Source organism: Streptomyces sp. NPDC002574, from assembly GCF_042889545.1.
GTDB lineage: Bacteria > Actinomycetota > Actinomycetes > Streptomycetales > Streptomycetaceae > Actinacidiphila.
Genome location: NZ_JBIARB010000009.1, coordinates 100,575 through 124,050, shown reverse-complemented (window position 1 = coordinate 124,050; position 23,476 = coordinate 100,575). Strand labels below are relative to the sequence as shown.

The window sequence follows — 23,476 nt, the reverse complement described above, 5'->3', positions numbered from 1 at the left end:
GGGACCCGCCCGGCGTTGGTGTTCCGGACCGTGCGGCGACGCCTACAGCGACGCCGGCGGGTAGAGCTGTGGGGGCAGCTTGGCCGCCGCGGTGCGGTCCAGCAGCCAGAGCGTGCGCGACCGGCCGCGGGCGCCCGCGGCAGGGGCCTGGATCTCGCCGGACCCCGACAGGGCGACGGCGACGGCACCGGCCTTGTCCTCCCCCGCGGCCAGCAGCCACACCTCGCGGGCGGCGCGGATCGCGGGGAGGGTGAGCGACACACGCGTCGGCGGCGGCTTCGGCGAGCCGTGGACGCCGACGACGGTGCGCTCGGTCTCGCGGACCCCCGGATGGCCGGGGAAGAGCGAGGCCACATGGGTGTCCGGTCCGACGCCCAGCATCAGGACGTCGAACGAGGGCACCCGGGCGTGGTCCTCCGGGCCCGCGGCCCTCGCCAGTTCCTCGGCGTAGGCCTCGGCCGCCGCGTCCGCGTCGCTGCCGTAGGGGCCGTCCGACACGGGCATGGTGTGCACCCGCGCCGGGTCGACCGGGACGGCGTCGAGCAGGGCCTCCCGGGCCTGGGTGTCGTTGCGTTCCGGATCGCCCGCGGGCAGGAAGCGCTCGTCACCCCACCACAGGTCCAGCCGCGCCCAGTCGATCGCGTCCCGGGCCGGCGAGCCGGCCAGTGCGGCGAGCAGGGCGTTGCCGTTGCGGCCGCCGGTCAGGACGACCGAGGCGGTGCCCCGGGCGGCCTGGGCGTCCACGACCCGCGTGATCAGCCGGGCCGCCACGGCCTGCGCCATCAGCTCCTTGTCCCGGTGGACCACGACCTGGGGAGCGCTCACTTCGCCGCCGCCCTCTTGCCGGCCGGGGCCTTGCCGCCCGTGTCCGACGGAGCGGCCTTGGTGTCGCCGCCCTTGCCGGCCGCCGCGTCCGCCTCGGCGATGCGTGCCTCCGCCTCGTCGGGGGTCACGGTCTCCTCGGTCTGGGCCAGCCGGTCCACACCGAACTTGACCGCGGCCGCGTAGGCCTCGTCCGGGTCCAGCCGGCGCAGTTCCTCGGCGATGAGGTCCGAGGTCGCCCGGCGCTGGAGCGCCACGTGCCGGTCGGGCTGGCCGGGGATGGCCAGCTCGGCCAGCGAGCCGCTGGGCCGGTCCAGGCAGATCTCGCCCTCCGAGGTCGCCAGCCGTACGGCCGTGATCCCGGGGCCCTCCGACACCTTGCGCCGGACGGGGACGCCCAGCCGCCGCGCGAGCCACAGCCCGAGCAGTTCCGTGCTGGGGTTGTCGGCCTCGCCCTCGACGACGGCGCCCTTGACCGCGGCCTGCTTCTGGTCCAGCGCCGCGGCGAGCACGCTGCGCCACGGGGTGATGCGGGTCCAGGCCAGGTCCGTGTCGCCCGGGGTGTAGGTCTCGGCCCGCAGTCCGAGGGACGCCACCGGGTCCTCGGTCTGCGCCGCGTCGGTGATCCGCCGCTGCGCGAGTGCGCCCAGCGGGTCCGCCGCGGGGTTCACCGGAGCCTCGTCCGGCCACCAGACCACGACCGGCGCGTCCGGCAGCAGCAGCGGCAGGACGACGCTCTCGGCGTGGTCGGCGAGTTCGCCGTGCAGCCGCAGCAGCACGGTCTCGCCGATGCCGGTCTCGCCGCCGACCCGTACCTCGGCGTCCAGCCGGGCGCTCTTGCGCTCGCGGGGGGAGCGTCCGGGCCGCTTGATGACGACGAGGATGCGCGAGGGGTGCTCGCGCGAGGCGTCCGAGGCGGACTTGAGCGCGTCGTAGTGGTTGCCCTCGTCTGTCACTATGACGAGGGTCAGCACCATGCCGACGGCCGGACTGCCGGTCGCCCGCCGCGCCTTGACGAGCGCAGAGTTGATCTTGCTGGAGTTGGTCTCCGTGAGGTCGATGTTCATGGCCGGCGCCAGCTCCTGCCGTCTCGTGCGAGCATCTCGTCCGCCGCCTTGGGACCCCACGTGCCCGCCGTGTACTGCTCGGGCTTGCCGTGCCGGTCCCAGTACTCCTCGATCGGGTCGAGGATGTGCCAGGACTGCTCGACCTCCTGGGTGCGGGGGAAGAGGTTCGCGTCGCCGAGCAGCACATCCAGGATGAGCCGCTCGTACGCCTCCGGGCTGGACTCGGTGAAGGACTCGCCGTAGGCGAAGTCCATCGTCACGTCCCGGATCTCCATGGAGGTGCCGGGCACCTTGGAGCCGAACCGGATGGTGACACCCTCGTCCGGCTGCACGCGGATGACCAGGGCGTTCTGCCCCAGCTCCTCGGTCGCGGTGTTGTCGAACGGCGAGTGCGGGGCGCGCTGGAAGACCACCGCGATCTCCGTGACCCGCCGGCCGAGCCGCTTGCCGGTGCGCAGGTAGAAGGGGACACCCGCCCAGCGGCGGTTGTCGATCTCCAGCTTGATGGCGGCGAAGGTGTCGGTCTTGGACTTGGGGTCGATGCCCTCCTCCTCGAGGTAGCCGAGCACCTCCTCGCCGCCCTGCCACCCGTGCGCGTACTGCCCGCGCACCGTGTGCTTGCCGAGGTCGGCGGGCAGCTTGACCGCCTGCAGCACCTTGAGCTTCTCCTGCACCAGCGAGCTCGCCTCGAAGGAGGCGGGCTCCTCCATGGCGGTCAGCGCCAGCAGCTGGAGCAGGTGGTTCTGGATGACGTCGCGCGCCGCGCCGATGCCGTCGTAGTAGCCCGCGCGACCGCCGATGCCGATGTCCTCGGCCATGGTGATCTGCACGTGGTCCACGTACGAGCGGTTCCACAGCGGCTCGAACATCGTGTTGGCGAACCGCAGCGCCAGGATGTTCTGGACCGTCTCCTTGCCCAGGTAGTGGTCGATCCGGAAGACGTCCTGGGAGCGGAAGACCTGGTGGACGACGCGGTTGAGCTCCTGCGCGCTGGCCAGGTCGTGCCCGAAGGGCTTCTCGATGACCGCCCGGCGCCACGATCCCCCGGGCGGGTCGGACAGCCGGTGCTTCTTGAGCTGCTGCACCACGCTCGGGAAGAACTTCGGCGGCACCGAGAGGTAGAAGGCGAAGTTGCCGCCCGTGCCCCGGGCCTTGTCCAGTTCGTCCACGGTGGCGCGGAGCTTCTCGAACGCCTCGTCGTCGCCGAAGTCACCGGGCACGAAGCGCATGCCCTCGGCGAGCTGCTGCCACACCTCCTCACGGAAGGGGGTGCGCGCGTGCTCCTTCACCGAGTCGTGCACGACCTGGGCGAAGTCCTCGTCCGCCCAGTCGCGGCGGGCGAAGCCGACGAGCGAGAAGCCCGGCGGCAGCAGCCCGCGGTTGGCGAGGTCGTAGACAGCGGGCATCAGCTTTTTGCGTGACAAATCGCCCGTGACCCCGAAGATCACCAGGCCCGACGGCCCCGCGATACGCGGGAGCCGTCGGTCCACCGGGTCACGCAGCGGGTTGGCGCTGCTCAACGTGGTTACGCCTCCTTCGGCGCCAGGCGCTCGAGCTCCGCCTTGGTCGAGTCCAGCAACTCGTTCCAGGCGGTCTCGAACTTCTCGACGCCCTCGTCCTCCAGCAGCTGGACGACGTCGTCGTACGAGATGCCGAGCGCGCCGACCGCGTCGAGCTCGGCCTTGGCCTGCTCGTACGTGCTGCGGATGGTGTCGCCGGTGATCTCGCCGTGGTCGGCGACGGCCTCCAGCGTGGCCTCCGGCATGGTGTTGACCACGCCGGGGGCGACCAGCTCGGTCACGTACATGGTGTCCGGGTAGGCCGGGTCCTTCACACCGGTGGAGGCCCACAGCGGGCGCTGCTTGTGCGCGCCGTCGTGCTCCAGGGCCTTCCAGCGGTCGGAGGAGAAGACCGCCTCGTAGGCCTGGTAGGCCAGCCGGGCGTTGGCGATGGCGGCCTTGCCCTTGAGGCCCTTGGCCTCGTCGGTGCCGATCTTCTCCAGGCGCTTGTCGATCTCGCTGTCCACGCGGGACACGAAGAAGGACGCCACGGAACGGATCAAGGACAGGTCCAGGCCCGCGGCCTTCGCCTTCTCCAGGCCCGTCAGGTAGGCGTCCATGACCTCGCGGTAGCGCTCCAGCGAGAAGATCAGCGTGACGTTGACGCTGATGCCCTTGCCGATCACCTCGGCGATGGCCGGCAGGCCCGCCTTGGTCGCCGGGATCTTGATCAGGGTGTTCGGGCGGTCCACCAGCCAGGCCAGCTGCTTGGCCTCGGCGATGGTGGCGGCGGTGTTGTGGGCGAGACGCGGGTCGACCTCGATCGACACCCGGCCGTCCTGGCCGCCGGTGGCGTCGTACACCGGGCGCAGCACGTCGGCGGCGTCCCGGACGTCGGCGGTGGTGATCATGCGCAGCGCCTCGTCCACCGTCAGCCGGCGGGCGGCGAGGTCGGTGACCTGCGGCTCGTAGCCGTCACCGCCGGCGATCGCCTTCTGGAAGATGGACGGATTGGTGGTCACGCCCACCACGTGGCTCTGGTCGAGGAGCTCGGCCAGGTTGCCGGAGGTGATCCGCTTGCGGGACAGGTCGTCGAGCCAGATCGCCACGCCCTCGTCGGAGAGGCGCCTGAGTGCGTCTGTCATGAGTCTTGCATCTCCTCGATACGTCGTATGCGTGCGTCAGCGGGTCGCGGCGGCGATCGAGTCGCGCGCGGCGGCGGCGACCGCCTCGGAGGTCAGGCCGAACTCGCGGTAGAGGACCTTGTAATCGGCGCTTGCCCCGAAGTGCTCCAGGGACACAATCCGGCCCGCGTCGCCGACGAAGCGGTACCAGGTCAGGGCGATGCCCGCCTCCACGGCGACCCGCGCCTTGACGTCCGGGAGGAGGACGCTGTCGCGGTACGCCTGGTCCTGCTCCTCGAACCACTCCACGGACGGCATGGACACGACGCGCGCCTGGATCCCTTCGCTCTGGAGCTGCTCGCGGGCCTCGACGGCCAGCTGCACCTCGGAGCCGGTGGCGATCAGGATGACCTGCGGCCGGCCGCCCTCGGCGTCCAGGAGTACGTAGCCGCCCTTGGCCGCGTTCACGTCGGCCGGGTACGTCGGGACGTTCTGCCGGGTGAGCGCCAGGCCGTGCGGGGCCGGCTTGGCCGTGTGGCGGCGGGTGATCTCCGCCCACACGATCGCGGTCTCGTTGGCGTCGGCCGGGCGGACCACGTTCAGGCCCGGGATGGCGCGCAGCGCGGACAGGTGCTCGACCGGCTGGTGGGTCGGGCCGTCCTCGCCCAGACCGATGGAGTCGTGCGTCCACACGTAGGTGGTCGGCAGCTTCATGAGCGCGGCCAGACGTACGGCCGGGCGCATGTAGTCGGAGAAGACCAGGAAGGTGCCGCCGTAGATCCGGGTGTTGCCGTGCAGCGCGATGCCGTTCATGGTCGAGCCCATGGCGTGCTCGCGGATGCCGTAGTGCACCGTGCGGCCGTACGGGTTCGCCTCCGGCAGCGGGTTGTCCGCGGGCAGGAAGGACGACGAGGCGTCGATGGTGGTGTTGTTCGAGCCGGCGAGGTCTGCGGAGCCGCCCCACAGCTCGGGCAGGATGCCGCCGAGCGCCTTCAGCACCTCGCCGGAGGCCTTGCGGGTCGCCACGGCCTTGCCCGCGGGGAACTCCGGGATCGCCTCTTCCCATCCGGCCGGCAGCTCGCCCGCCTGGATGCGGTCGAAGGTCGCCGCCCGCTCCGGGTTGGCCGAACGCCACTCCTCGAAGCGCTTGGTCCACTCCGCGTGGGCCTCGCGGCCGCGGTCGCCGACCTTGCGGGCGTGCGCCAGCACCTCGGGCGCCACCTCGAAGTGCTGCTCCGGGTCGAAGCCGAGGACCTGCTTGGTCGCCGCGACCTCGGCGTCGCCGAGCGCCGAGCCGTGGGCGGCCTCGGTGTTCTGCGCGTTCGGGGCCGGCCAGGCGATGATCGTGCGGGCGGCGATGATCGACGGGCGGTCGGTGACGGCCTGCGCCGCCTTGAGCGCCGCGTACAGCTTCTTCGTGTCGAAGTCGCCCGACGGGTCCTGGTCGATGCGCTGCACGTGCCAGCCGTAGGCCTCGTAGCGCTTCAGGACGTCCTCGGAGAAGGCGGTCGCCGTGTCGCCCTCGATGGAGATGTGGTTGTCGTCGTACAGCGCGACCAGGTTGCCGAGCTTCTGGTGACCGGCCAGCGAGGAGGCCTCCGCGGAGATGCCCTCCTCCAGGTCGCCGTCGGAGACGATGGCCCAGATCGTGTGGTCGAACACCGACTCGCCGGGCGCCGCGTCCGGGTCGAACAGGCCGCGCTCGTAACGGGCGGCCATCGCCATGCCCACCGCGTTGCCGACACCCTGGCCGAGCGGGCCGGTGGTGGTCTCCACGCCGGTGGTGTGGCCGTGCTCCGGGTGACCGGGGGTGCGGGAGTCCCAGGTGCGGAAGGCCTTCAGGTCGTCAAGTTCCAGTCCGTACCCGGACAGGAACAGCTGGGTGTACAGCGTCAGGGACGTGTGGCCGGGCGACAGGACGAAGCGGTCCCGGCCCACCCACGAGGCGTCCGCGGGGTCGTGCCGCATCAGCTTCTGGAACAGCAGGTAGGCCGCGGGGGCCAGGCTCATGGCCGTCCCCGGATGGCCGTTGCCGACCTTCTGCACGGCATCCATCGCCAGGACACGCGCGGTGTCGACCGCACGCCCGTCCAGCTCGCTCCACTCCAGCTCGGTGGTCGGCTCGGTGCTCACCTGAGAGGGCTCCTCTCCACATGTCATACGCCGGTGACGAAGTGCACACCGGGCGTTGCCGAGCCTACCCCCGCAAGGGTGTGCGCCTTTTCGAATGTCGGCGCGATGGGCCCGGTCGCCTCGGGGAACCGATGCGCAGGCAGGCGCATTCCCACCCGGCACCGGCGCTGTCACCAGCGTGCCCCGCCCGGCGGTTCTTCGCCTGTTGAAGCACCTTGAAGCCTGCCGGAGCCCGCTGAACCCCCGTTGAACATCGAACAGCGTCAGGTGACCCGGCCCTTGCGCCGGGGAGACGCTCGGGCGTCAACACGTGGCACCCCCGGCGCGGTCGGAGTATCCGCTACGTCTAGAGTGGCGTGGTACGCGCAAGCGGAGCCGCTTGCTGGACTTTTCCTCAGGGGTGTTCGTGACGGCCGTCGAATCCCGGCCCGCCGGAGCCATCGGGTCGATCAACGGTCACCGGCCGTTCGGTGCCCGTGTGATGGCGTTCGTGGCGCTGACCAAGCCGCGCATCATCGAGCTGTTGCTCATCACGACGGTTCCGGTCATGTTCCTGGCGGCGGGCGGCGTTCCCGACCTGTGGCTCGTCGCGGCGACGATGATCGGCGGCTACATGTCCGCCGGCGGCGCCAACGCGCTGAACATGTACATCGACCGCGACATCGACGCGCTCATGCACCGTACGGAGCAGCGCCCGCTGGTCACCGGCATGGTCGCGCCGTGGGAGTGCCTGGTCTTCGGCATCGCTCTTTCGGTGGTCTCGACCGCGTGGTTCTGGCTGCTGGTCAACCCGCTGTCGGCGGTGCTGTCGCTGGTGGCCATCCTCTACTACGTCTTCGTGTACACGCTGGGCCTGAAGCGGCGTACCGCGCAGAACATCGTGTGGGGCGGGATCGCCGGCTGCATGCAGGTGCTCATCGGCTGGTCCGCGGTGCGCGACGAGCTGGCGTGGGCGCCCTTCGTCCTCTTCCTCGTCCTCTTCTTCTGGACGCCGCCGCACTACTGGCCGCTGTCGATGAAGGTGAAGGACGACTACGCCCGGGTCGGCGTCCCCATGCTGCCGGTGGTCGCGGGCAATGTGGTCGTCGGCCGGCAGATCGTCATCTACAGCTGGGCGATGGTGCTGGTGTCGCTCACCCTGTGGTGGCCGCTCGGCGCGACGGGCTGGTTCTACGCGGCGGCCGCCGTGGTGCTCGGCGCCTTCTGGCTCGTCGAGGCGCACGCCCTGTACGGGCGGGCCAAGGCGGGCGTGGCCGGGGCCAAGCTCAAGGAGATGCGGCTGTTCCACTGGTCCATCACCTACGCGACGCTGCTGTTCGTGGCCGTCGCCGTGGACCCCTTCCTCCGTTAATTACCGGCGGGTAGCATTCCTGTCATGGCAGACACCCAGGCAGCAGACACCCCGGTCGCCGACCCGAAGGCGCACGCCCGCGCCGAGCGCCGGGCCGCCCGGCTGGCCAAGCGGATCGGACGCTTCGCCGGCGGTCACGGCGGCGCCGAGGGCCAGATCGCGTACATCGGCGAGGCCGGCACCCGCATCGTGCTGGTGGGCGAGGACGGCGGCTGGGGCGATCTCGTGGCGCCCTCCTTCGACATCGCGCGACGGGCCGTGGAGCTCTCCGGCATCACGCTGCACGAGTCCTTCGACGGCGACCTCGCCGCCAAGGTGCGCACCGGCCGCTACGAGTGGCGGCGCATGGCCGGAATCCAGATCGGCGGCCCCGCCAACACCTGACGCCGGGCCCGCCCGTTAGGACCATGGAACGGTTCCGGGACGGCGGGTACGAGGAGGCGTGTGCGGGTGGACGCGGAAGAACGGGACGAACGGCGGCTGACGGCCCGCCAGGACGCGGCGCGGCTCACCGCCGACGGCGTGCGGGCCGTCGCGGTCAGCTGGGTAGACAACGCGGGCATCAGCCGGGCCAAGACGGTGCCCACCGCCCGGCTCGCGGACGCGGCGCACCGCGGGATCGGCATGTCACCGGTCTTCGACGTCTTCACCTCCGACGACATCGTCACCACCTCCGAGCACATCGGGGGCCCCGACGGCGACCTGCGGCTCTTCCCCGACCTCGACCGTCTCACCGTGCTGGCCGCGCAGCCCGGCTGGGCCTGGGCGCCGGCCGACCGCTACGACCAGCAGGGGCGGCCGCACCCCGCCTGCCAGCGGCAGTTCGCCCGGCGCATGACCGACCGGGCCGCCGGCCACGGCCTGGAAGTGCGGATGGGCTTCGAGACCGAGTGGACCGTCGTCCGCGACGACGGCGGTCCCGGGGCCGGTGACGTCGCGGGCCGCGGACCCGCGTACGGACTGACCCGGGTCACCGAGCAGTCCGCGTACCTGCTGGCACTCCACGACGCCCTCGACGCGCAGCGCGTGGAGGTCCTGCAGATCCACCCGGAGTACGCGCCCGGGCAGTTCGAGGTCTCCACCGCGCCGGCCGACCCCGTCGGGGCGGCCGACGACCTCGTGCTGGTCCGCGAGACCGTACGGGCGGTCAGCGCGGCCCACGGACTGCGCGCCTCCTTCGCGCCGACCGTCGTCGCCGGCCAGGTCGGCAACGGCTGCCACCTGCATCTGAGCCTGCGTGAGAACGGACACAACCTGCACCGCGACCCCACCGGCCGGTACGGCCTCGGTGCGACCGCGGACACCTTCCTCGGCGCCGTCCTGGACGCGCTGCCCGCGCTGTGCGCGATCGGGGCGCCCTCCCCGGCGAGCTATCTGCGCCTGGTCCCCTCGCACTGGGCCGGAGCGCACCGCTGCTGGGGCGTGGAGAACCGCGAGGCCGCGCTGCGCCTGGTGCCCGGCGAGCCCGACGACCCCGACGGCGGGCACGCCGAGCTCAAGCCCTTCGACGCCGCCGCCAACCCCTATCTGCTGGCCGGCGCGGTCATCGCGGCGGGCCTGCGGGGCGTGCTCGACGGCGGCCCCGCACTGCCGGAACCGGTGACCGGCGACCCGGCCGGACGCGGTGGCCTCGAGCGGCTGCCGACTTCGCTCAGCGAGGCCGTCGGGCACTTCGTCCGCGACGACGCGCTGCGCGAGGCGCTCGGCGAGGAGCTGTGCGGCGCGATCGTGGCCGTACGGCGGGCCGAGTCCGAGGCGCTGGCCGAACTCGGGCCCGAGGAGCTCGCCGAGGCCACCCGGTGGCGCTGGTGATCGAGCTGCCGCCGCTGGTCGACCAGCACTGCCACGGCGTCGTCCGGGGCGACCTCGGCATCGCCTCGTTCGAGACGTATCTCACGGAGTCCGACGCGCCCGCCGCGCCCGGCACCACCTTCTTCGACACCCAGACCGGCTTCGCCGTGCGCCGCTGGTGTCCGCCGCTGCTCGGGCTGGAGCCGCACTGCCCGCCGGCCCACTACCTGGCCCGGCGGCGGGAGCTCGGCGCGTACGAGACCGCGCGGCTGCTGCTGCGGGGCACTGGCATCGGGACGTACCTGGTGGACACCGGGCTGCCCGGCGACCTGATGACCCCGGAGGAACTGGCCGCGGCGGGTGGCGGCGCGGACGCCCACGAGATCGTGCGGCTGGAGCGGCTCGCGGAGCGCGTCGCCGACACGAGCGCCGGTGGGGAGGCCTACGCCTCGGCGGTCGCGGAGGCCGTCCACGAGGCGGCGACGACCGCGCTCGGCTTCAAGTCGGTCGCCGCCTACCGCCACGGCCTCGCCCTGGCCCCCGAACCCCCGGACACCGCGGACGTGGTGCGCGCCGCCGCGGCCTGGCTCGACGCGCGGCACGAACACGGCGGCCGGCTCACCGACCCCGTGCTGATCCGGCACCTGCTGTGGACGGCCGTCGCCACGGGTCTGCCGCTGCAGCTCCACACCGGTCTCGGCGATCCCGACCTGCGGCTGGACCACGCGGACCCGGCCCTGCTGACGGACTTCGTCCGGGCCACCGCGGGCCTCGGCACGGATCTGGTGCTGCTGCACTGCTACCCGTACCACCGGCAGGCCGCCTACCTTGCGAACGTCTTCCCGCACGTCCACGCCGACGTGGGGCTCGCCCTCACCCACGTCGGCACCCGGGCGGGCGCGGTGCTCGCGGAGTTCCTGGAGCTGGCGCCGTTCGGCAAGCTGCTCTTCTCGACCGACGCCTACGGGCTCCCCGAGCTCTACGTCGTGGGCGCCGAGGCCTTCCGCACCGCGGTGCGGGACGTGCTGGGCGGCTGGGTAGCCGACGGCGCCTGTTCCGCCGCCGACGCGCGCCGCGTCGCCGCCCTCGTCGCCGCGGACAACGCCCGCCGCGTCTACCGGCTGGCCTGACGCGGAGCCGGGCCCGTCACGCGGCCGGGGCGGGCTCCGGAGCGGAGACGGCGGTGGGCACGGGGGCCGCGCCCGGCTCGGTCAGGGGACGCTCGCGCAGCGAGAGCAGGACGCGCAGGACCGCGATCCACACCAGGGTCGAGCCCAGCATGTGCGCGGCGACCAAGGCCTCGGGGAGCTTGGTGAAGTACTGGACGTAGCCGATGACACCCTGGGCCAGCAGCACGACGACGAGGTCACGGACCCGCGCCCGCGGTCCCGCCGGGGCGTCGACGGCGCGCAGGACGAACCACAGCGCGACGGTGAGGCCGCACACGACCCAGGCCAGGTCGGCGTGGAGCTGGGCGATGGTCTCCCACTTCACCTGGACGCGCGGCACGTCGCTGCTGTCGCCCGCGTGCGGACCCGCGCCCGTCACCAGGGTGCCGACCGCGATGAGCACGGCGGAGGCGACGACCAGCAGCCAGGTCAGCTGCCGCACCGGCTTGCCGACCAGCGGGCGGGGGCCCGCGTCGCCCTCGCCGGCCCGCTGCCAGGTCAGCAGCGCGACCGCGATGAGGGCGCTGGACAGCAGGAAGTGCGAGGCCACGGTGTAGGGGTTGAGCCCGGTCAGCACCGTGATGCCGCCCAGCACCGCGTTGCCCATGACGACCCAGAACTGCGCCCAGCCCAGGCGGGTCAGCCCGCGCCGCCACGGCTGCGCGGCGCGCGCCGCGACGATGGCCCAGCCGACGGCGGCGCACAGCACGTACGTCAGCATGCGGTTGGTGAACTCGATCGCCCCGTGCACGCCCATGGCACCGGTCGCGGTGAGGCTGTCGGCCGTGCACTTGGGCCAGGTCGGGCAGCCGAGCCCCGAGCTGGTCAGCCGGACGGCGCCGCCGGTCACCACGATGACCACGCTCATCACGAGCGCCGCCATGGCGGCCCGCCGGACCGTCGCGGGGGACGGGGTCCAGCGCTGGGCGATGAAGGCCAGCGGGTTTCGCACGGCTTGGCCTGCTTGGCTGAGATTCGGCACGGCCACCATCGTAGGCGCCCCCTTGTGCAATCCTTCACGAGGGGGACGGCCAGGGGGAGGGGATCGGGCCATGAGCGGGGTCGACCGGCGGAAACTGATCTACGGGGGCGCCGCCGCGGCGTTGACGGGAATCGGCGCGGCCGCCTGCAGCGCGGCCGCTACGCCCGCCGCCGAGGCCGTACCGCGGCCGAGGAGCACCACCCGCCCCGGTGTGGTCGATGTCGTCGCCGACTTCGGCGCCAAGGGCGACGGCACCACCGACGACAGCCGCGCCTTCGCCGACGCCTACCGCTACGCCGAGTCCCGCCTGGACGACCACACCGGCCGCACGGTGATCGACGTGCCGCCCGGCAAGTACCTGATCACCGAGCCCGGCGCGCTGCTGGCCGGCGACAACCCCCGCAACCAGGCGAACGGCCTGCGCTTCCGGGGCGCCGGGCTGCGCATCAGCGAGATCGTCTTCGCGCCGGAGAAGGCCGACGGCGCCTTCCTGTGCGTCAACGACGACATGTGGCAGAACATCGCCTTCGAGGGCCTGCGCTTCACCTCCGGCACGCCCGGCGCCTCGTTCTTCTCCTCCTACTCCACCGGCGGCGCGGCGAACTACCGTTTCGGCGACTGCGAGTGGATGGGGGAGTGGGAGTACGGCATCGCGCTCGACGGCACCAACACCAACTCCGAGATGCGCTGGGAGGCGTGCCGGGTCGGCGGCGCCTACCGGAAGGCGTTCCTGTACTCGGGACTCTCCAGGCGCTCGGCCCACCCGGAGCAGCAGGACCAGTTCCTCAACTACTGGTTCACCGACATGAACGTCACCTACGAGTGGGGCAACTTCCTGGAGTTCCCCTACGGCGGCTCCGTCACCTGCCGCGCCGGGAGCTACGTCGTCACCGGCCGCCGCCCGGTCCCGCACCCCGACTACGGGTACGAGAGCGCCTTCTTCCGCTTCCCCCGCTCACAGCACTTCAGCTCGGTCCAGCGCTTCCACGCCGAGGACATCCGCTTCGAGCTGCGCGGCCCGGACACCGTCGTCATCGACTGCGAGTGGTCCGGCGGCACCGTCCACTTCAACGACTGCGACGACACCGCCAACGCCTTCAAGTCGTTCGCCCCCGGTCTGCGGGCCCACCGCTACACCCTCGGCCCGCGCGGACCCCTGGTCCGGTACGACTCGTGCCAGCTCACCGGCGCGCACCAGTTCCGCACGCGGGCCGAGGCGCGGCCGCCGGTGTGCGTCCGCTACGACATGTGCCTGCTGGCGAGCCACGGTCCCGAGGACGGTTTCCTGGTCCTCGACGACGGGCAGGACGGCGGCTTCGCGCGCTTCGTGGACTGCGTCACGCCCTCGTGAGTCAGGCGCCCACGGTGCCGTCGACGCCCTCGCGGAGGAAGTCGGCGTGCCCGTTGTGGCGGCCGTACTCCAGCAGGACGTGCACCATCACCATCCGCAGCGAGACGTCCTCGCCCCAGCGGGGCTGATGCCCGGCGAGGTCGAGCGAGGCGGCCTCGCGCTCGATGCGGCGGGAGGTCTCCACCTCGGCCTCCCACGCGCCGAAGGCCTCGGCGCGGGTCGACGCGCTCGCGTCGTACGCCGCCTGGAAGTCGATCCGGTCGGACCAGACCATCGGCGCGTCGTGGTCCTCGAACACCCGGCGGAACCAGGCGCGTTCCACTTCGGCCATGTGCCGGACCAGGCCGAGCAGCGACAGCGTGGACGGCGGCATCGACCGCTGCCGCAGCTCCTCGTCGGTGAGGCCCTCGCACTTCATCGCGAGCGTCGCCCGGTGGTAGTCCAGGAACGCCCGCAGCGTCTCGCGCTCGTCGCCGAGGCTCGGCGGTCCTACGCGGTGGTCCGCGGTCACAAGTGGGTCCCCCGTTCGGGTGATCAGGTCCGGAGACTACTCCCAGCGGAACCAGCGGGCCGCCGCGCCCAGGCCCAGTACCGCCCAGACGGCGAGGATGCCGAGGTCGCCCCAGGGCACGCCCGCGCCGTGCTGGAGGACGTCCCGCAGGCCGTCCGACAGGGCGGAGACCGGCAGGAGTTCGAGCACGGAACGGACGCCGTCCGGGAATCTGTCGAGCGGCACGACGACCCCGCCGCACACGAGCAGCAGGAGGAAGACCAGGTTGGCGGCGGCCAGTGTGGCCTCCGCCTTGAGGGTGCCGGCCATGAGCAGGCCGAGTCCGGAGAACGCGGCGGTGCCCAGGACCAGGAGCAGCAGCACGGACAGCGGGTCGCCGTGCGGGGACCAGCCCAGCGCGAAGGCGATGGCCGTCAGCAGGACGACCTGCAGCACCTCGGTGACCAGGACGGACCCGGTCTTGGCGGTCATCAGCGCCCAGCGCGGCAGCGGGGAGGCCGCGAGCCGCTTCAGGACGCCGTAGCGGCGCTCGAAGCCGGTCGCGATCGCCTGTCCGGTGAAGGCGGTGGACATCACGGCCAGGGCCAGGATGCCCGGGGCCAGGAAGTCGACGGCCTTGCCGGCGCCGGTGTCGACGACGTCGACGGTGGAGAACAGCACCAGCAGCAGGGTGGGGATGACGACGGTGAGCAGCAGCTGCTCGCCGTTGCGCAGCAGCATCCGCGTCTCCAGGGCGGTCTGCGCGCCGATCATGCGGCCCAGTGGCGCGGAGCCGGGGGCGGGGGTGAAGGTCCCGGTGGCGGTCACGAACGCAGCTCCTTGCCGGTCAGCTCCAGGAAGACGTCCTCCAGGGTGCGCCGCTCGACCGCGAGCCGGTCGGGCATCACGCCGTGCTGGGCGCACCAGGAGGTGACGGTGGCCAGCATCTGCGGGTCGACCTTGCCCTCGATGCGGTAGCTGCCCGGGGTGAGCTCGGCCGCGGCCGAGTCGGCGGGCAGCGCCTTGAGAAGCGAGGCGAGGTCCAGGCCGGGGCGGCCGTTGAAGCGGAGCGTGTTCTCGGCGCCGCCGCGGCACAGCTGCTCGGGGGTGCCGTTCGCTATCACCCGGCCCTGGTCGATGATCGCCACGTCGTCGGCGAGCTGTTCCGCCTCGTCCATGAAGTGCGTGGTCAGGACGACGGTGACGCCGTCGGCGCGCAGCTCCCTGATCAGGTCCCAGGTGACGCGCCGGGCCTGCGGGTCCAGGCCCGCGGTCGGCTCGTCGAGGAAGACCAGCTCGGGGCGGCCCACGACCGCCATGGCCAGCGCGAGGCGCTGCTGCTGGCCGCCGGAGAGCCGGCGGTACGTGGTGCGCCCGCAGGACTCCAGGCCCAGCCGCTCGATGAGCAGGGCCGGGTCGACGGGGTCGGCGTGCAGTTTCGCCGTGTGTCGCAGCATCTCCTCGGCGCGGGCGCCGGCGTACACGCCGCCGGACTGGAGCATCACGCCGATCCGCGGCCGCAGGGCGGCGGCGTCCCGTACGGGGTCCATGCCCAGCACGCACACGCGGCCGCCGTCCGGACGGCGGTATCCCTCGCAGGTTTCGACGGTGGTGGTCTTCCCGGCGCCGTTCGGGCCGAGCACGGCCGTCACGGTGCCCCGGGCGACGGACAGGTCGAGCCCGTCCACCGCGGTCTTCGCGCCGTACCGCTTGACCAGTCCGGTCACCTCGACCGCGGGGTCCATTTGCATGACGCGCAGTCTACGAACCCGGCGGGCCGCTCCGGCCGGGAGGGCTGTCGCGGGTGCGGGATCCGGGCGGTGCCGCGCGGGCCGGCGGGGCCCGTCCGCGGGCCGGGGGACGCCCGCCGCCCTGGTGGGAGCCTCGCGCGGGGGGCCGGCCCGCCGCGCGCAGGAAGATCGTTCCCGCAGGTCAGGTTAGGTTTCCCTAAGTGATACAGCCCACCGATCACCCACCGGACGCCGCTTGCCTCTGCCGGATGAATTACGCAACACTGGACTTGTGAAAAACGCGTCCGAGGCTCAGGAGGAGCAGACGACCGGGGAGCGGAGCACCCGCAACCGGGTCGCCAGGTCCGTCCTGCTCCACGGGCCGTCGACCGCCGCGGACGTGGCGGAACGACTGGGCCTGACGCAGGCCGCGGTACGGCGCCATCTGGACGCGCTCGTCGCCGAGGGCATGGTGGAGCCGCGCGAGAAGCGGGTCTACGGTACCCGCGGCCGGGGCCGCCCCGCGAAGGTCTTCGCACTCACCGACTGCGGACGCGACACCTTCGACCAGGCGTACGACCAGCTCGCCGCGGACGCGATGCGCTGGATCGCCGAGTCCGCCGGTGGCGGACCGCAGGGGGAGGCCGCGGTGTCGGCCTTCGCCCGCGCCCGGCTCGCCGCACAGGCCGAGCGCTACCGGACGGTCGTCGAGGCGGCCGACCCCGAGGAGCGCACACAGGCGCTCGCCGAGGCGCTGAGCAAGGACGGGTACGCTGCCACGACGCGCCGCGCGCCCGCCTCCGCCGGGGAGCAGCTCTGTCAGCACCACTGCCCGGTGGCCCACATCGCCGAGCAGTTCCCGCAACTGTGCGAGGCGGAGGCCGAGGTCTTCTCCCGCCTGCTCGGAACCCATGTACAACGGCTGGCCACGATCGCCCACGGCGACGGCGTGTGCACCACCTTCGTGCCGAAGGCCGGCCCGCAATCCCACAACGCAAGCAACGCCGGGAGGAACCCCGCATGACTGCCCCCCTGGAGACGGCTCACCCTGAACTCGAGGGTCTGGGCACCTACGAGTACGGCTGGGCCGATTCCGACGTGGCCGGTGCCTCCGCGCGCCGCGGCCTGAGCGAAGACGTCGTCCGCGACATCTCGGCGAAGAAGAACGAGCCCGAGTGGATGCTCAAGCTGCGGCTGAAGGGTCTGAAGCTCTTCGGGAAGAAGCCGATGCCGACCTGGGGCTCCGACCTCTCGGACATCGACTTCGACAACATCAAGTACTTCGTGCGGTCCACCGAGAAGCAGGCGGAGTCCTGGGAGGACCTGCCCGAGGACATCAAGAACACCTACGACCGGCTGGGCATCCCCGAGGCGGAGAAGCAGCGCCTGGTCGCCGGTGTCGCCGCGCAGTACGAGTCCGAGGTCGTCTACCACCAGATCCGCGAGGACCTGGAGGAGCAGGGCGTCATCTTCCTGGACACCGACACCGCGCTCAAGGAGCACCCGGAGCTCTTCCAGGAGTACTTCGGCACCGTCATCCCCGCGGGTGACAACAAGTTCGCCTCGCTGAACACGGCCGTGTGGTCCGGCGGTTCCTTCATCTACGTGCCGAAGGGCGTGCACGTCGAGATCCCGCTGCAGGCCTACTTCCGGATCAACACCGAGAACATGGGCCAGTTCGAGCGGACGCTGATCATCGTCGACGAGGACGCCTACGTCCACTACGTCGAGGGCTGCACCGCGCCGATCTACAAGTCGGACTCGCTGCACAGCGCCGTCGTCGAGATCATCGTGAAGAAGGGCGGCCGCTGCCGCTACACGACCATCCAGAACTGGTCGAACAACGTCTACAACCTGGTCACCAAGCGCGCCGTCGCCTACGAGGGCGCGACCATGGAGTGGGTCGACGGCAACATCGGCTCCAAGGTGACCATGAAGTACCCGGCCGTCTACCTGATGGGCGAGCACGCCAAGGGCGAGACCCTGTCCATCGCCTTCGCGGGCGAGGGCCAGCACCAGGACGCCGGCGCCAAGATGGTGCACATGGCGCCGAACACCTCGTCGTCGATCGTCTCCAAGTCCGTGGCGCGCGGCGGCGGCCGCACCTCGTACCGCGGTCTGATCGAGATCGGCGAGGGTGCCCACGGCTCCAAGTCCAACGTGCTGTGCGACGCGCTGCTGGTGGACACCATCTCCCGCTCGGACACCTACCCCTACGTGGACGTCCGCGAGGACGACGTGTCCATGGGCCACGAGGCGACGGTCTCCAAGGTCAGCGAGGACCAGCTCTTCTACCTGATGAGCCGCGGTCTGGAGGAGAACGAGGCGATGGCCACGATCGTCCGCGGTTTCGTGGAGCCGATCGCGCGTGAGCTGCCGATGGAGTACGCGCTGGAGCTCAACCGGCTCATCGAGCTGCAGATGGAGGGCTCGGTCGGCTGACGCCGCACCCGCACCTCCGCCAACTCCGGTACCCACGAATCGGTGCCCCTGCGGGGCCGTGAGCGAGCCGAAGGGCGCGCCGGTGCCGAAAGCGACGAGACCGAGCGAGGATCGAGCGCAGAGTCGAGGAGCGTCGGCACCGGACCAGAGCGCCCGGAGGCGAGCGAACACAATAAGGCAGAAAGAGGCAGTAACACAGCCATGGCTGAAACCATCCCGGCCGCCGGGGCCACCACCGAAGGGGCCATCCAGGTCGGCCAGCCCCGGGACGCCCGGGTCAGCGCGCCCGCGTCCTACGACGTGGCCGACTTCCCCGTGCCCAACGGCCGTGAGGAGGATTGGCGCTTCACCCCGCTGGAGCGGCTGCACGGTCTGCACGACGGCACCGCCGTGGCGACCGGTGGCGGCGTCAGGGTCGAGGTGAGCGCCCCCGAGGGCGTCACCGTCGAGACCGTCGGCCGGGACGACGCCCGCGTCGGCAAGTCGGGCAAGCCGGTGGACCGGGTCGCCGCGCAGGCGTACAGCTCCTTCGAGAAGGCCGGCATCGTCTCCATCCCCAAGGACGCGGTGCTCACCGAGCCGGTGCGGATCGCGGTGCACGGCGAGGGCGGGGTGGCCTTCGGCCACCAGGTCGTCGAGGTCGGCGCCTTCGCCGAGGCGGTCGTGGTCCTGGACCACACCGGTGACGCCACCGTCGCCGCCAACGTCGAGTACCTGATCGGCGACGGTGCGAAGCTCACCGTGGTCTCCATCCAGGACTGGGACGACACCGCGGTGCACGTCGCCCAGCACACCGCGCTGATCGGCCGTGACGCGACCTTCAAGTCCGTCGTGGTCACCTTCGGCGGCGACCTGGTGCGGCTGCACCCGCGGGTCGTCTACGGCGCCCCCGGCGGCGAGGCGGAGCTGTACGGCGTGTACTTCACCGACCGCGGCCAGCACCAGGAGCACCGCCTCTTCATCGACCACGACACCCCGCACTGCCGCTCCAACGTGGCCTACAAGGGCGCGCTGCAGGGCCAGGACGCGCACGCGGTGTGGATCGGCGACGTGCTCATCCGCGCCGAGGCCGAGGGCACCGACACCTACGAGCTCAACCGCAACCTGGTGCTCACCGACGGTGCCCGGGTCGACTCGGTGCCGAACCTGGAGATCGAGACCGGCGAGATCGTCGGCGCCGGCCACGCCTCGGCGACCGGCCGCTTCGAGGACGAGCAGCTGTTCTACCTGATGGCCCGCGGCATTCCGGCCGACGAGGCCCGCCGGCTGGTCGTGCGCGGCTTCTTCGCCGGGCTCATCCAGCAGATCGGCGTGGCGGACCTGGAGGAGCGCCTGCTGGAGAAGATCGACGCGGAGCTGGAGGCGTCCGTCGTATGACCACCGCTGGAGGCTTCGTCCGCGTCTGCGCGCTGAGCGAGCTGGAGGAGGACACGCCCAGGCGTGTCGAGCTCGACGGTGTGCCGGTGTCGGTCGTCCGCACCGCGGGCGAGGTGTTCGCGATCAACGACATCTGCTCGCACGCGAACGTCTCGCTGTCGGAGGGCGAGGTGGAGGACTGCCAGATCGAGTGCTGGCTGCACGGCTCGTCCTTCGATCTGCGCACCGGCAAGCCGTCCGGGCTGCCCGCCACGCGGCCCGTCCCCGTATACCCCGTACAGATCCAAGGGGACGATGTGCTCGTCTCCGTCACCCAGGAGTCCTGAGGCACCCATGGCAACGCTTGAGATCCACGACCTGCACGTCTCCGTCGACGCCGAGGGCGGTCCGCGCGAGATCCTCCGCGGTGTCGACCTGACCGTGAAGCAGGGCGAGACGCACGCCATCATGGGCCCCAACGGCTCCGGCAAGTCGACCCTCGCCTACTCGCTGGCCGGGCACCCGAAGTACACCGTCACCGGTGGCACCGTCACCCTCGACGGCGAGGACGTGCTGGCCATGTCCGTCGACCAGCGGGCCCGCGCGGGCGTCTTCCTCGCCATGCAGTACCCGGTCGAGGTGCCCGGCGTCTCGGTCTCCAACTTCCTGCGCACCTCGGCCACCGCGATCCGCGGCGAGGCCCCCAAGCTGCGTACCTGGGTGAAGGAGGTCAAGGAGGCCATGGAGCGCCTGCACATGGACCCCGCCTTCGCCGAGCGCAACGTCAACGAGGGCTTCTCCGGCGGTGAGAAGAAGCGCCACGAGATCCTCCAGCTCGAGTTGCTCAAGCCGAAGATCGCGATCCTGGACGAGACCGACTCCGGCCTGGACGTCGACGCCCTGCGCGTGGTCTCCGAGGGCGTCAACCGCGTGCGGGAGAGCGGTGAGGTCGGCACCCTGCTGATCACCCACTACACGCGCATCCTGCGCTACATCAAGCCCGACCACGTCCACGTCTTCGCCGCGGGCCGGATCGCCGAGTCCGGCGGTCCCGAGCTGGCGGACAAGCTGGAGGCCGAGGGCTACGAGGCTTACACGAAGGGAGGCGTATCCGCGTGACACCGCAGCTGTCGGGCCTGCTCGACACCGAGGCCATCCGCAAGGACTTCCCGACGCTCGACCGGCTCGTCCACGACGGTGAGAAGCTGGTCTACCTGGACAACGCGGCGACCTCCCAGAAGCCGCGCCAGGTCCTGGACGTCCTGAGCGAGTACTACGAGCGCCACAACGCCAACGTCCACCGTGGCGTGCACACGCTCGCCGAGGAGGCCACGGCGCTGTACGAGGGTGCCCGCGACAAGATCGCCGCCTTCATCAACGCTCCCAGCCGCGACGAGGTCATATTCACCAAGAACGCCTCGGAGTCGCTGAACCTGGTCGCCAACATGCTGGGCTGGGCCGACGAGCCCTACCGCGTGGACCGCGACACCGAGATCGTCATCACGGAGATGGAGCACCACTCCAACATCGTCCCGTGGCAGCTGCTCTCGCAGCGCACCGGCGCGCAGCTGAAGTGGTTCGGCCTGACCGACGACGGCCGGCTCGACCTGAGCAACATCGAACAGGTCATCACCGAGAAGACGAAGATCGTCTCCTTCGTGCTGGTCTCCAACATCCTGGGCACGATCAACCCGGTCGAGGCGATCGTGCGCCGCGCCCAGGAGGTCGGCGCCCTGGTGCTGATCGACGCCTCGCAGGCCGCGCCGCACATGGTGCTGGACGTGCAGGCGCTCCAGGCCGACTTCGTGGCCTTCACCGGTCACAAGATGCTCGGCCCGACCGGCATCGGCGTGCTGTGGGGCCGCCAGGAGCTGCTGGAGGACCTTCCGCCGTTCCTGGGCGGCGGCGAGATGATCGAGACCGTCTCGATGCACTCGTCGACCTACGCGCCCGCGCCGCACAAGTTCGAGGCGGGCACGCCCCCGATCGCCCAGGCGATCGGTCTCGGCGCGGCCGTGGACTACCTGTCGGCCCTGGGCATGGACAAGGTCGAGGCGCACGAGCACGCCCTCACCGCGTACGCGCTGGGCCGGCTGAAGGAGGTGCCCGAGCTGAGGATCATCGGCCCGGACACCCCCGAGGGCCGAGGCTCCGCGATCTCCTTCACCCTGGGCGACATCCACCCGCACGACGTGGGCCAGGTCCTGGACGAGCACGGCATCGCCGTGCGCGTCGGCCACCACTGCGCGCGGCCGGTCTGCCTGCGGTACGGAATTCCCGCGACCACGCGAGCGTCGTTCTATCTGTACTCCACCCCGGCCGAGGTCGACGCGCTGGTCGAGGGCCTGGAGCACGTACGGAACTTCTTCGGCTGAGGACGGACGGCGAGCCTGTGAAGCTGGATTCGATGTACCAGGAAGTCATCCTGGACCACTACAAGAACCCGCACGGACGGGGCCTGCGCGACGGCGATGTCGAGGTGCACCACGTCAATCCGACGTGCGGTGACGAGATCACGCTGCGCGTGCGGCTGGACGGCACGTCCATCCAGGACATCAGCTACGAGGGCCAGGGCTGCTCCATCAGCCAGGCCAGCGCCTCCGTGCTCAACGAGTTGCTGGTCGGCCGGCAGGTCGACGAGGCGGTGAAGGTCCAGGAGGTCTTCCTGGAGCTGATGCAGTCCAAGGGCAAGCTGGAGCCCGACGACGCGATGGAGGACGTTCTGGAGGACGCGGTCGCGTTCGCCGGTGTCTCCAAGTACCCGGCGCGCGTGAAGTGCGCCCTGTTGAGCTGGATGGCGTGGAAGGACGCCACCGCCCAGGCTCTGGGCGATGGCGCGGCGAGGGAGTCCGCATGAGCGACAACGCAGAAGTCATGACCACGAAGCCGGCGAGCGAGGAGGAGGTCCGCGAGGCCCTCTACGACGTCGTCGACCCCGAGCTGGGCATCGACGTGGTCAACCTCGGGCTGATCTACGGCATTCACATCGACGACACCAATGTCGTCACCCTCGACATGACGCTCACGTCGGCGGCCTGCCCGCTGACCGACGTCATCGAGGACCAGGCCAAGTCGGCCACCGAGGGCATCGTCAACGACCTCAAGATCAACTGGGTCTGGATGCCGCCGTGGGGCCCCGACAAGATCACCGACGACGGCCGCGAGCAGCTGCGCGCGCTCGGCTTCAACGTCTGACCCGCGCGGGACCGCGACGACGGGGCGCCACTCCTCGGAGTGGCGCCCCGCCGTCGTGTGTACGGGCGTACGCATCGATGTGTACGCTCGTACACATGGCATACGCGTTGCTGGGCGGGGCGATACTCGCCGAAGTGCTGGGGACCACCTCGATGAAGTACAGCGACGGCTTCACCAGGCTGTGGCCGTCGCTGGGCACCGCCGTCGGCTACCTCATCGCCTTCGCGTTCCTCGCGCAGACCCTCAAGACGCTCTCCGTCGGCACCGCCTACGCCATCTGGTCCGGGGTCGGCACCGCGGCCATCGCCGGCATCGGCATGGTCTTCCTCGGGGAGGCGGCGACCGCGACCAAGCTGATCGGGGTCGTCCTGGTCATCGCCGGCGTCGTGGTGCTCAACCTCGGCGGCGGCCACTGATGGCCCGCCGGTACGACCCCGACCGCCGTCAGCGCATCATCGACGCCGCGATCCGGGTGGTCGGCGAGCGCGGCATCGCGGGGCTCGGCCACCGCGCGGTGGCCGCCGAGGCCGACGTGCCGCTCGGCTCGACCACCTACCACTTCGCCACCCTCGACGACCTGCTGGTCGCCGCGCTGGCCCAGTGCAACGAGGCGTACTTCCGGGAGGCCGAGGAGCGCGCCCTGTTCTCCGGGCCCGATGGCGACCTGGCCGCGGAACTGGCCCGGTTCGCCGAGGAGGCGGTCGCCCGGGACCGCCCCCGTGCGCAGTTGGAGTACGAGCTCTATCTCGCCGCCCTCCGCCACGAGGCCGTGCGCCCGGTCGCCGCGGACTGGGTGGACCGCATGTCCGGCCTCCTGGCCCGCAGGACCGACCCCGTCACCGCCCGTGCGCTGGCCGCGCTCGTCGACGGGATGTGCCTCCAGGCCCTGCTCACCGGCCGGGACATCGACCGCGAGGAGGCGCGCGCGATCTTCGCACGGGTCATCGGCACATCGGGCCCGACCCGCTGACCTA

Annotated in this window: 24 protein-coding genes; 15 read left to right on the top strand and 9 right to left on the bottom strand. The window is 71.5% G+C overall.

The genetic code is table 11. From position 1 onward, the window contains the following. Window positions 1-42: 42 nt before the first annotated feature. Genes pgl through tkt form a run of 5 tightly spaced genes read right to left on the bottom strand, consistent with a single transcriptional unit; the run spans window position 43 to window position 6,645 of the window. The gene (gene pgl, locus ACFYXS_RS23095) at window positions 43-825 is read right to left on the bottom strand and encodes a 6-phosphogluconolactonase (RefSeq protein WP_389251092.1); all 783 of its coding nucleotides are present in this window, start codon (window positions 823-825) and stop codon (window positions 43-45) included. Continuing rightward, window positions 822-1,889, bottom strand: coding sequence for a glucose-6-phosphate dehydrogenase assembly protein OpcA (opcA, locus tag ACFYXS_RS23090; RefSeq protein WP_389251090.1), 1,068 nt, complete (start codon window positions 1,887-1,889; stop codon window positions 822-824). The genes pgl and opcA overlap by 4 nt, the downstream gene beginning before the upstream one ends. Further along, a complete protein-coding gene (zwf, locus tag ACFYXS_RS23085) occupies window positions 1,886-3,409 on the bottom strand; it encodes a glucose-6-phosphate dehydrogenase (RefSeq protein WP_389251087.1) in 1,524 nt (507 codons plus the stop codon). Before zwf ends, opcA begins: the two co-directional genes overlap by 4 nt. Before the next feature lie 5 nt (window positions 3,410-3,414). Further along, the gene (tal, locus tag ACFYXS_RS23080) at window positions 3,415-4,533 is read right to left on the bottom strand and encodes a transaldolase (protein ID WP_389251085.1); all 1,119 of its coding nucleotides are present in this window, start codon (window positions 4,531-4,533) and stop codon (window positions 3,415-3,417) included. Between the two features lie 36 nt (window positions 4,534-4,569). After that, window positions 4,570-6,645, bottom strand: a complete 2,076-nt coding sequence (gene tkt / locus ACFYXS_RS23075) for a transketolase (RefSeq protein ID WP_389251082.1) — start codon at window positions 6,643-6,645, stop codon at window positions 4,570-4,572. Between the two features lie 406 nt (window positions 6,646-7,051). Here tkt and ACFYXS_RS23070 point away from each other — a divergent pair, with 406 nt between their 5' ends. The 4 genes from ACFYXS_RS23070 (at window position 7,052) to ACFYXS_RS23055 (ending at window position 10,917) form a co-directional block, all read left to right on the top strand. Continuing rightward, a complete protein-coding gene (locus ACFYXS_RS23070; RefSeq protein WP_389251080.1) occupies window positions 7,052-7,996 on the top strand; it encodes a heme o synthase in 945 nt (314 codons plus the stop codon). Window positions 7,997-8,020: 24 nt separating this feature from the next. Next, on the top strand, window positions 8,021-8,380 hold the full coding sequence (locus ACFYXS_RS23065; RefSeq protein ID WP_389251078.1) for a hypothetical protein: 360 nt from the start codon (window positions 8,021-8,023) through the stop codon (window positions 8,378-8,380). 66 nt (window positions 8,381-8,446) lie between these two features. Beyond that, window positions 8,447-9,808: a glutamine synthetase family protein gene (locus tag ACFYXS_RS23060; RefSeq protein WP_389251076.1), complete on the top strand. Its 1,362-nt coding sequence runs from the start codon at window positions 8,447-8,449 to the stop codon at window positions 9,806-9,808. Next, on the top strand, window positions 9,805-10,917 hold the full coding sequence (locus ACFYXS_RS23055; protein ID WP_389251668.1) for an amidohydrolase family protein: 1,113 nt from the start codon (window positions 9,805-9,807) through the stop codon (window positions 10,915-10,917). Before ACFYXS_RS23060 ends, ACFYXS_RS23055 begins: the two co-directional genes overlap by 4 nt. A gap of 16 nt (window positions 10,918-10,933) precedes the next feature. Here the strand turns inward: ACFYXS_RS23055 and ACFYXS_RS23050 are convergent, their stop codons facing one another. Next, a complete protein-coding gene (locus tag ACFYXS_RS23050; RefSeq protein WP_389251074.1) occupies window positions 10,934-11,947 on the bottom strand; it encodes a heme A synthase in 1,014 nt (337 codons plus the stop codon). Window positions 11,948-12,008: 61 nt separating this feature from the next. Here ACFYXS_RS23050 and ACFYXS_RS23045 point away from each other — a divergent pair, with 61 nt between their 5' ends. Next, window positions 12,009-13,289, top strand: a complete 1,281-nt coding sequence (locus ACFYXS_RS23045) for a glycosyl hydrolase family 28-related protein (RefSeq protein WP_389251072.1) — start codon at window positions 12,009-12,011, stop codon at window positions 13,287-13,289. A 1-nt stretch (window position 13,290) separates the two neighbouring features. Here the strand turns inward: ACFYXS_RS23045 and ACFYXS_RS23040 are convergent, their stop codons facing one another. The 3 genes from ACFYXS_RS23040 to ACFYXS_RS23030 are packed head-to-tail and all read right to left on the bottom strand — an operon-like array spanning window position 13,291 to window position 15,530. Beyond that, window positions 13,291-13,800 (bottom strand): DinB family protein, encoded by a 510-nt coding sequence (locus tag ACFYXS_RS23040; protein ID WP_389251070.1) that lies wholly within the window; start codon window positions 13,798-13,800, stop codon window positions 13,291-13,293. Window positions 13,801-13,836: 36 nt separating this feature from the next. Further along, complete coding sequence (locus ACFYXS_RS23035) at window positions 13,837-14,607, bottom strand: ABC transporter permease (protein ID WP_389251068.1); 771 nt, start codon at window positions 14,605-14,607, stop codon at window positions 13,837-13,839. Next, window positions 14,604-15,530: an ABC transporter ATP-binding protein gene (locus ACFYXS_RS23030; protein WP_389251066.1), complete on the bottom strand. Its 927-nt coding sequence runs from the start codon at window positions 15,528-15,530 to the stop codon at window positions 14,604-14,606. The genes ACFYXS_RS23035 and ACFYXS_RS23030 overlap by 4 nt, the downstream gene beginning before the upstream one ends. Before the next feature lie 271 nt (window positions 15,531-15,801). Here ACFYXS_RS23030 and ACFYXS_RS23025 point away from each other — a divergent pair, with 271 nt between their 5' ends. The 10 genes from ACFYXS_RS23025 (at window position 15,802) to ACFYXS_RS22980 (ending at window position 23,472) form a co-directional block, all read left to right on the top strand. After that, on the top strand, window positions 15,802-16,533 hold the full coding sequence (locus tag ACFYXS_RS23025) for a helix-turn-helix transcriptional regulator (RefSeq protein ID WP_389251063.1): 732 nt from the start codon (window positions 15,802-15,804) through the stop codon (window positions 16,531-16,533). Beyond that, window positions 16,530-17,951, top strand: coding sequence for a Fe-S cluster assembly protein SufB (sufB, locus tag ACFYXS_RS23020; RefSeq protein ID WP_389251061.1), 1,422 nt, complete (start codon window positions 16,530-16,532; stop codon window positions 17,949-17,951). The genes ACFYXS_RS23025 and sufB overlap by 4 nt, the downstream gene beginning before the upstream one ends. A 201-nt stretch (window positions 17,952-18,152) precedes the next feature. After that, window positions 18,153-19,328, top strand: coding sequence for a Fe-S cluster assembly protein SufD (gene sufD, locus ACFYXS_RS23015; RefSeq protein ID WP_389251059.1), 1,176 nt, complete (start codon window positions 18,153-18,155; stop codon window positions 19,326-19,328). Further along, a complete protein-coding gene (locus ACFYXS_RS23010) occupies window positions 19,325-19,654 on the top strand; it encodes a bifunctional 3-phenylpropionate/cinnamic acid dioxygenase ferredoxin subunit (protein ID WP_389251057.1) in 330 nt (109 codons plus the stop codon). The genes sufD and ACFYXS_RS23010 overlap by 4 nt, the downstream gene beginning before the upstream one ends. A gap of 7 nt (window positions 19,655-19,661) precedes the next feature. Further along, window positions 19,662-20,426 carry a Fe-S cluster assembly ATPase SufC gene (gene sufC, locus ACFYXS_RS23005; RefSeq protein WP_389251055.1) on the top strand — a complete coding sequence of 255 codons (765 nt, stop codon included), beginning with the start codon at window positions 19,662-19,664 and terminating at the stop codon, window positions 20,424-20,426. Further along, window positions 20,423-21,682, top strand: a complete 1,260-nt coding sequence (locus ACFYXS_RS23000; RefSeq protein WP_389251053.1) for a cysteine desulfurase — start codon at window positions 20,423-20,425, stop codon at window positions 21,680-21,682. The genes sufC and ACFYXS_RS23000 overlap by 4 nt, the downstream gene beginning before the upstream one ends. A gap of 17 nt (window positions 21,683-21,699) precedes the next feature. Then, complete coding sequence (sufU, locus tag ACFYXS_RS22995) at window positions 21,700-22,164, top strand: Fe-S cluster assembly sulfur transfer protein SufU (protein WP_319661209.1); 465 nt, start codon at window positions 21,700-21,702, stop codon at window positions 22,162-22,164. Further along, on the top strand, window positions 22,161-22,502 hold the full coding sequence (locus ACFYXS_RS22990; RefSeq protein WP_384284662.1) for a metal-sulfur cluster assembly factor: 342 nt from the start codon (window positions 22,161-22,163) through the stop codon (window positions 22,500-22,502). Before sufU ends, ACFYXS_RS22990 begins: the two co-directional genes overlap by 4 nt. Before the next feature lie 95 nt (window positions 22,503-22,597). Next, on the top strand, window positions 22,598-22,918 hold the full coding sequence (locus ACFYXS_RS22985) for a DMT family transporter (RefSeq protein WP_389251050.1): 321 nt from the start codon (window positions 22,598-22,600) through the stop codon (window positions 22,916-22,918). Then, window positions 22,918-23,472 (top strand): TetR/AcrR family transcriptional regulator, encoded by a 555-nt coding sequence (locus tag ACFYXS_RS22980; RefSeq protein WP_389251048.1) that lies wholly within the window; start codon window positions 22,918-22,920, stop codon window positions 23,470-23,472. The genes ACFYXS_RS22985 and ACFYXS_RS22980 overlap by 1 nt, the downstream gene beginning before the upstream one ends. The last annotated feature ends 4 nt before the right edge of the window (window positions 23,473-23,476 follow it).

Bases quoted from the DNA above. Each gene is read 5' to 3' on its own strand.
- ACFYXS_RS23030 (WP_389251066.1), bottom strand. From the start codon at position 15,530: ATGCAAATGGACCCCGCGGTCGAGGTGACCGGACTGGTCAAGCGGTAC.
- ACFYXS_RS22990 (WP_384284662.1), top strand. From the start codon at position 22,161: ATGAGCGACAACGCAGAAGTCATGACCACGAAGCCGGCGAGCGAGGAG.
- ACFYXS_RS23050 (WP_389251074.1), bottom strand. From the start codon at position 11,947: ATGGTGGCCGTGCCGAATCTCAGCCAAGCAGGCCAAGCCGTGCGAAAC.
- ACFYXS_RS23065 (WP_389251078.1), top strand. From the start codon at position 8,021: ATGGCAGACACCCAGGCAGCAGACACCCCGGTCGCCGACCCGAAGGCG.
- ACFYXS_RS22985 (WP_389251050.1), top strand. From the start codon at position 22,598: ATGGCATACGCGTTGCTGGGCGGGGCGATACTCGCCGAAGTGCTGGGG.
- tal (WP_389251085.1), bottom strand. From the start codon at position 4,533: ATGACAGACGCACTCAGGCGCCTCTCCGACGAGGGCGTGGCGATCTGG.
- ACFYXS_RS23045 (WP_389251072.1), top strand. From the start codon at position 12,009: ATGAGCGGGGTCGACCGGCGGAAACTGATCTACGGGGGCGCCGCCGCG.
- sufB (WP_389251061.1), top strand. From the start codon at position 16,530: ATGACTGCCCCCCTGGAGACGGCTCACCCTGAACTCGAGGGTCTGGGC.
- sufD (WP_389251059.1), top strand. From the start codon at position 18,153: ATGGCTGAAACCATCCCGGCCGCCGGGGCCACCACCGAAGGGGCCATC.
- opcA (WP_389251090.1), bottom strand. From the start codon at position 1,889: ATGAACATCGACCTCACGGAGACCAACTCCAGCAAGATCAACTCTGCG.
- ACFYXS_RS23010 (WP_389251057.1), top strand. From the start codon at position 19,325: ATGACCACCGCTGGAGGCTTCGTCCGCGTCTGCGCGCTGAGCGAGCTG.
- ACFYXS_RS22980 (WP_389251048.1), top strand. From the start codon at position 22,918: ATGGCCCGCCGGTACGACCCCGACCGCCGTCAGCGCATCATCGACGCC.
- sufC (WP_389251055.1), top strand. From the start codon at position 19,662: ATGGCAACGCTTGAGATCCACGACCTGCACGTCTCCGTCGACGCCGAG.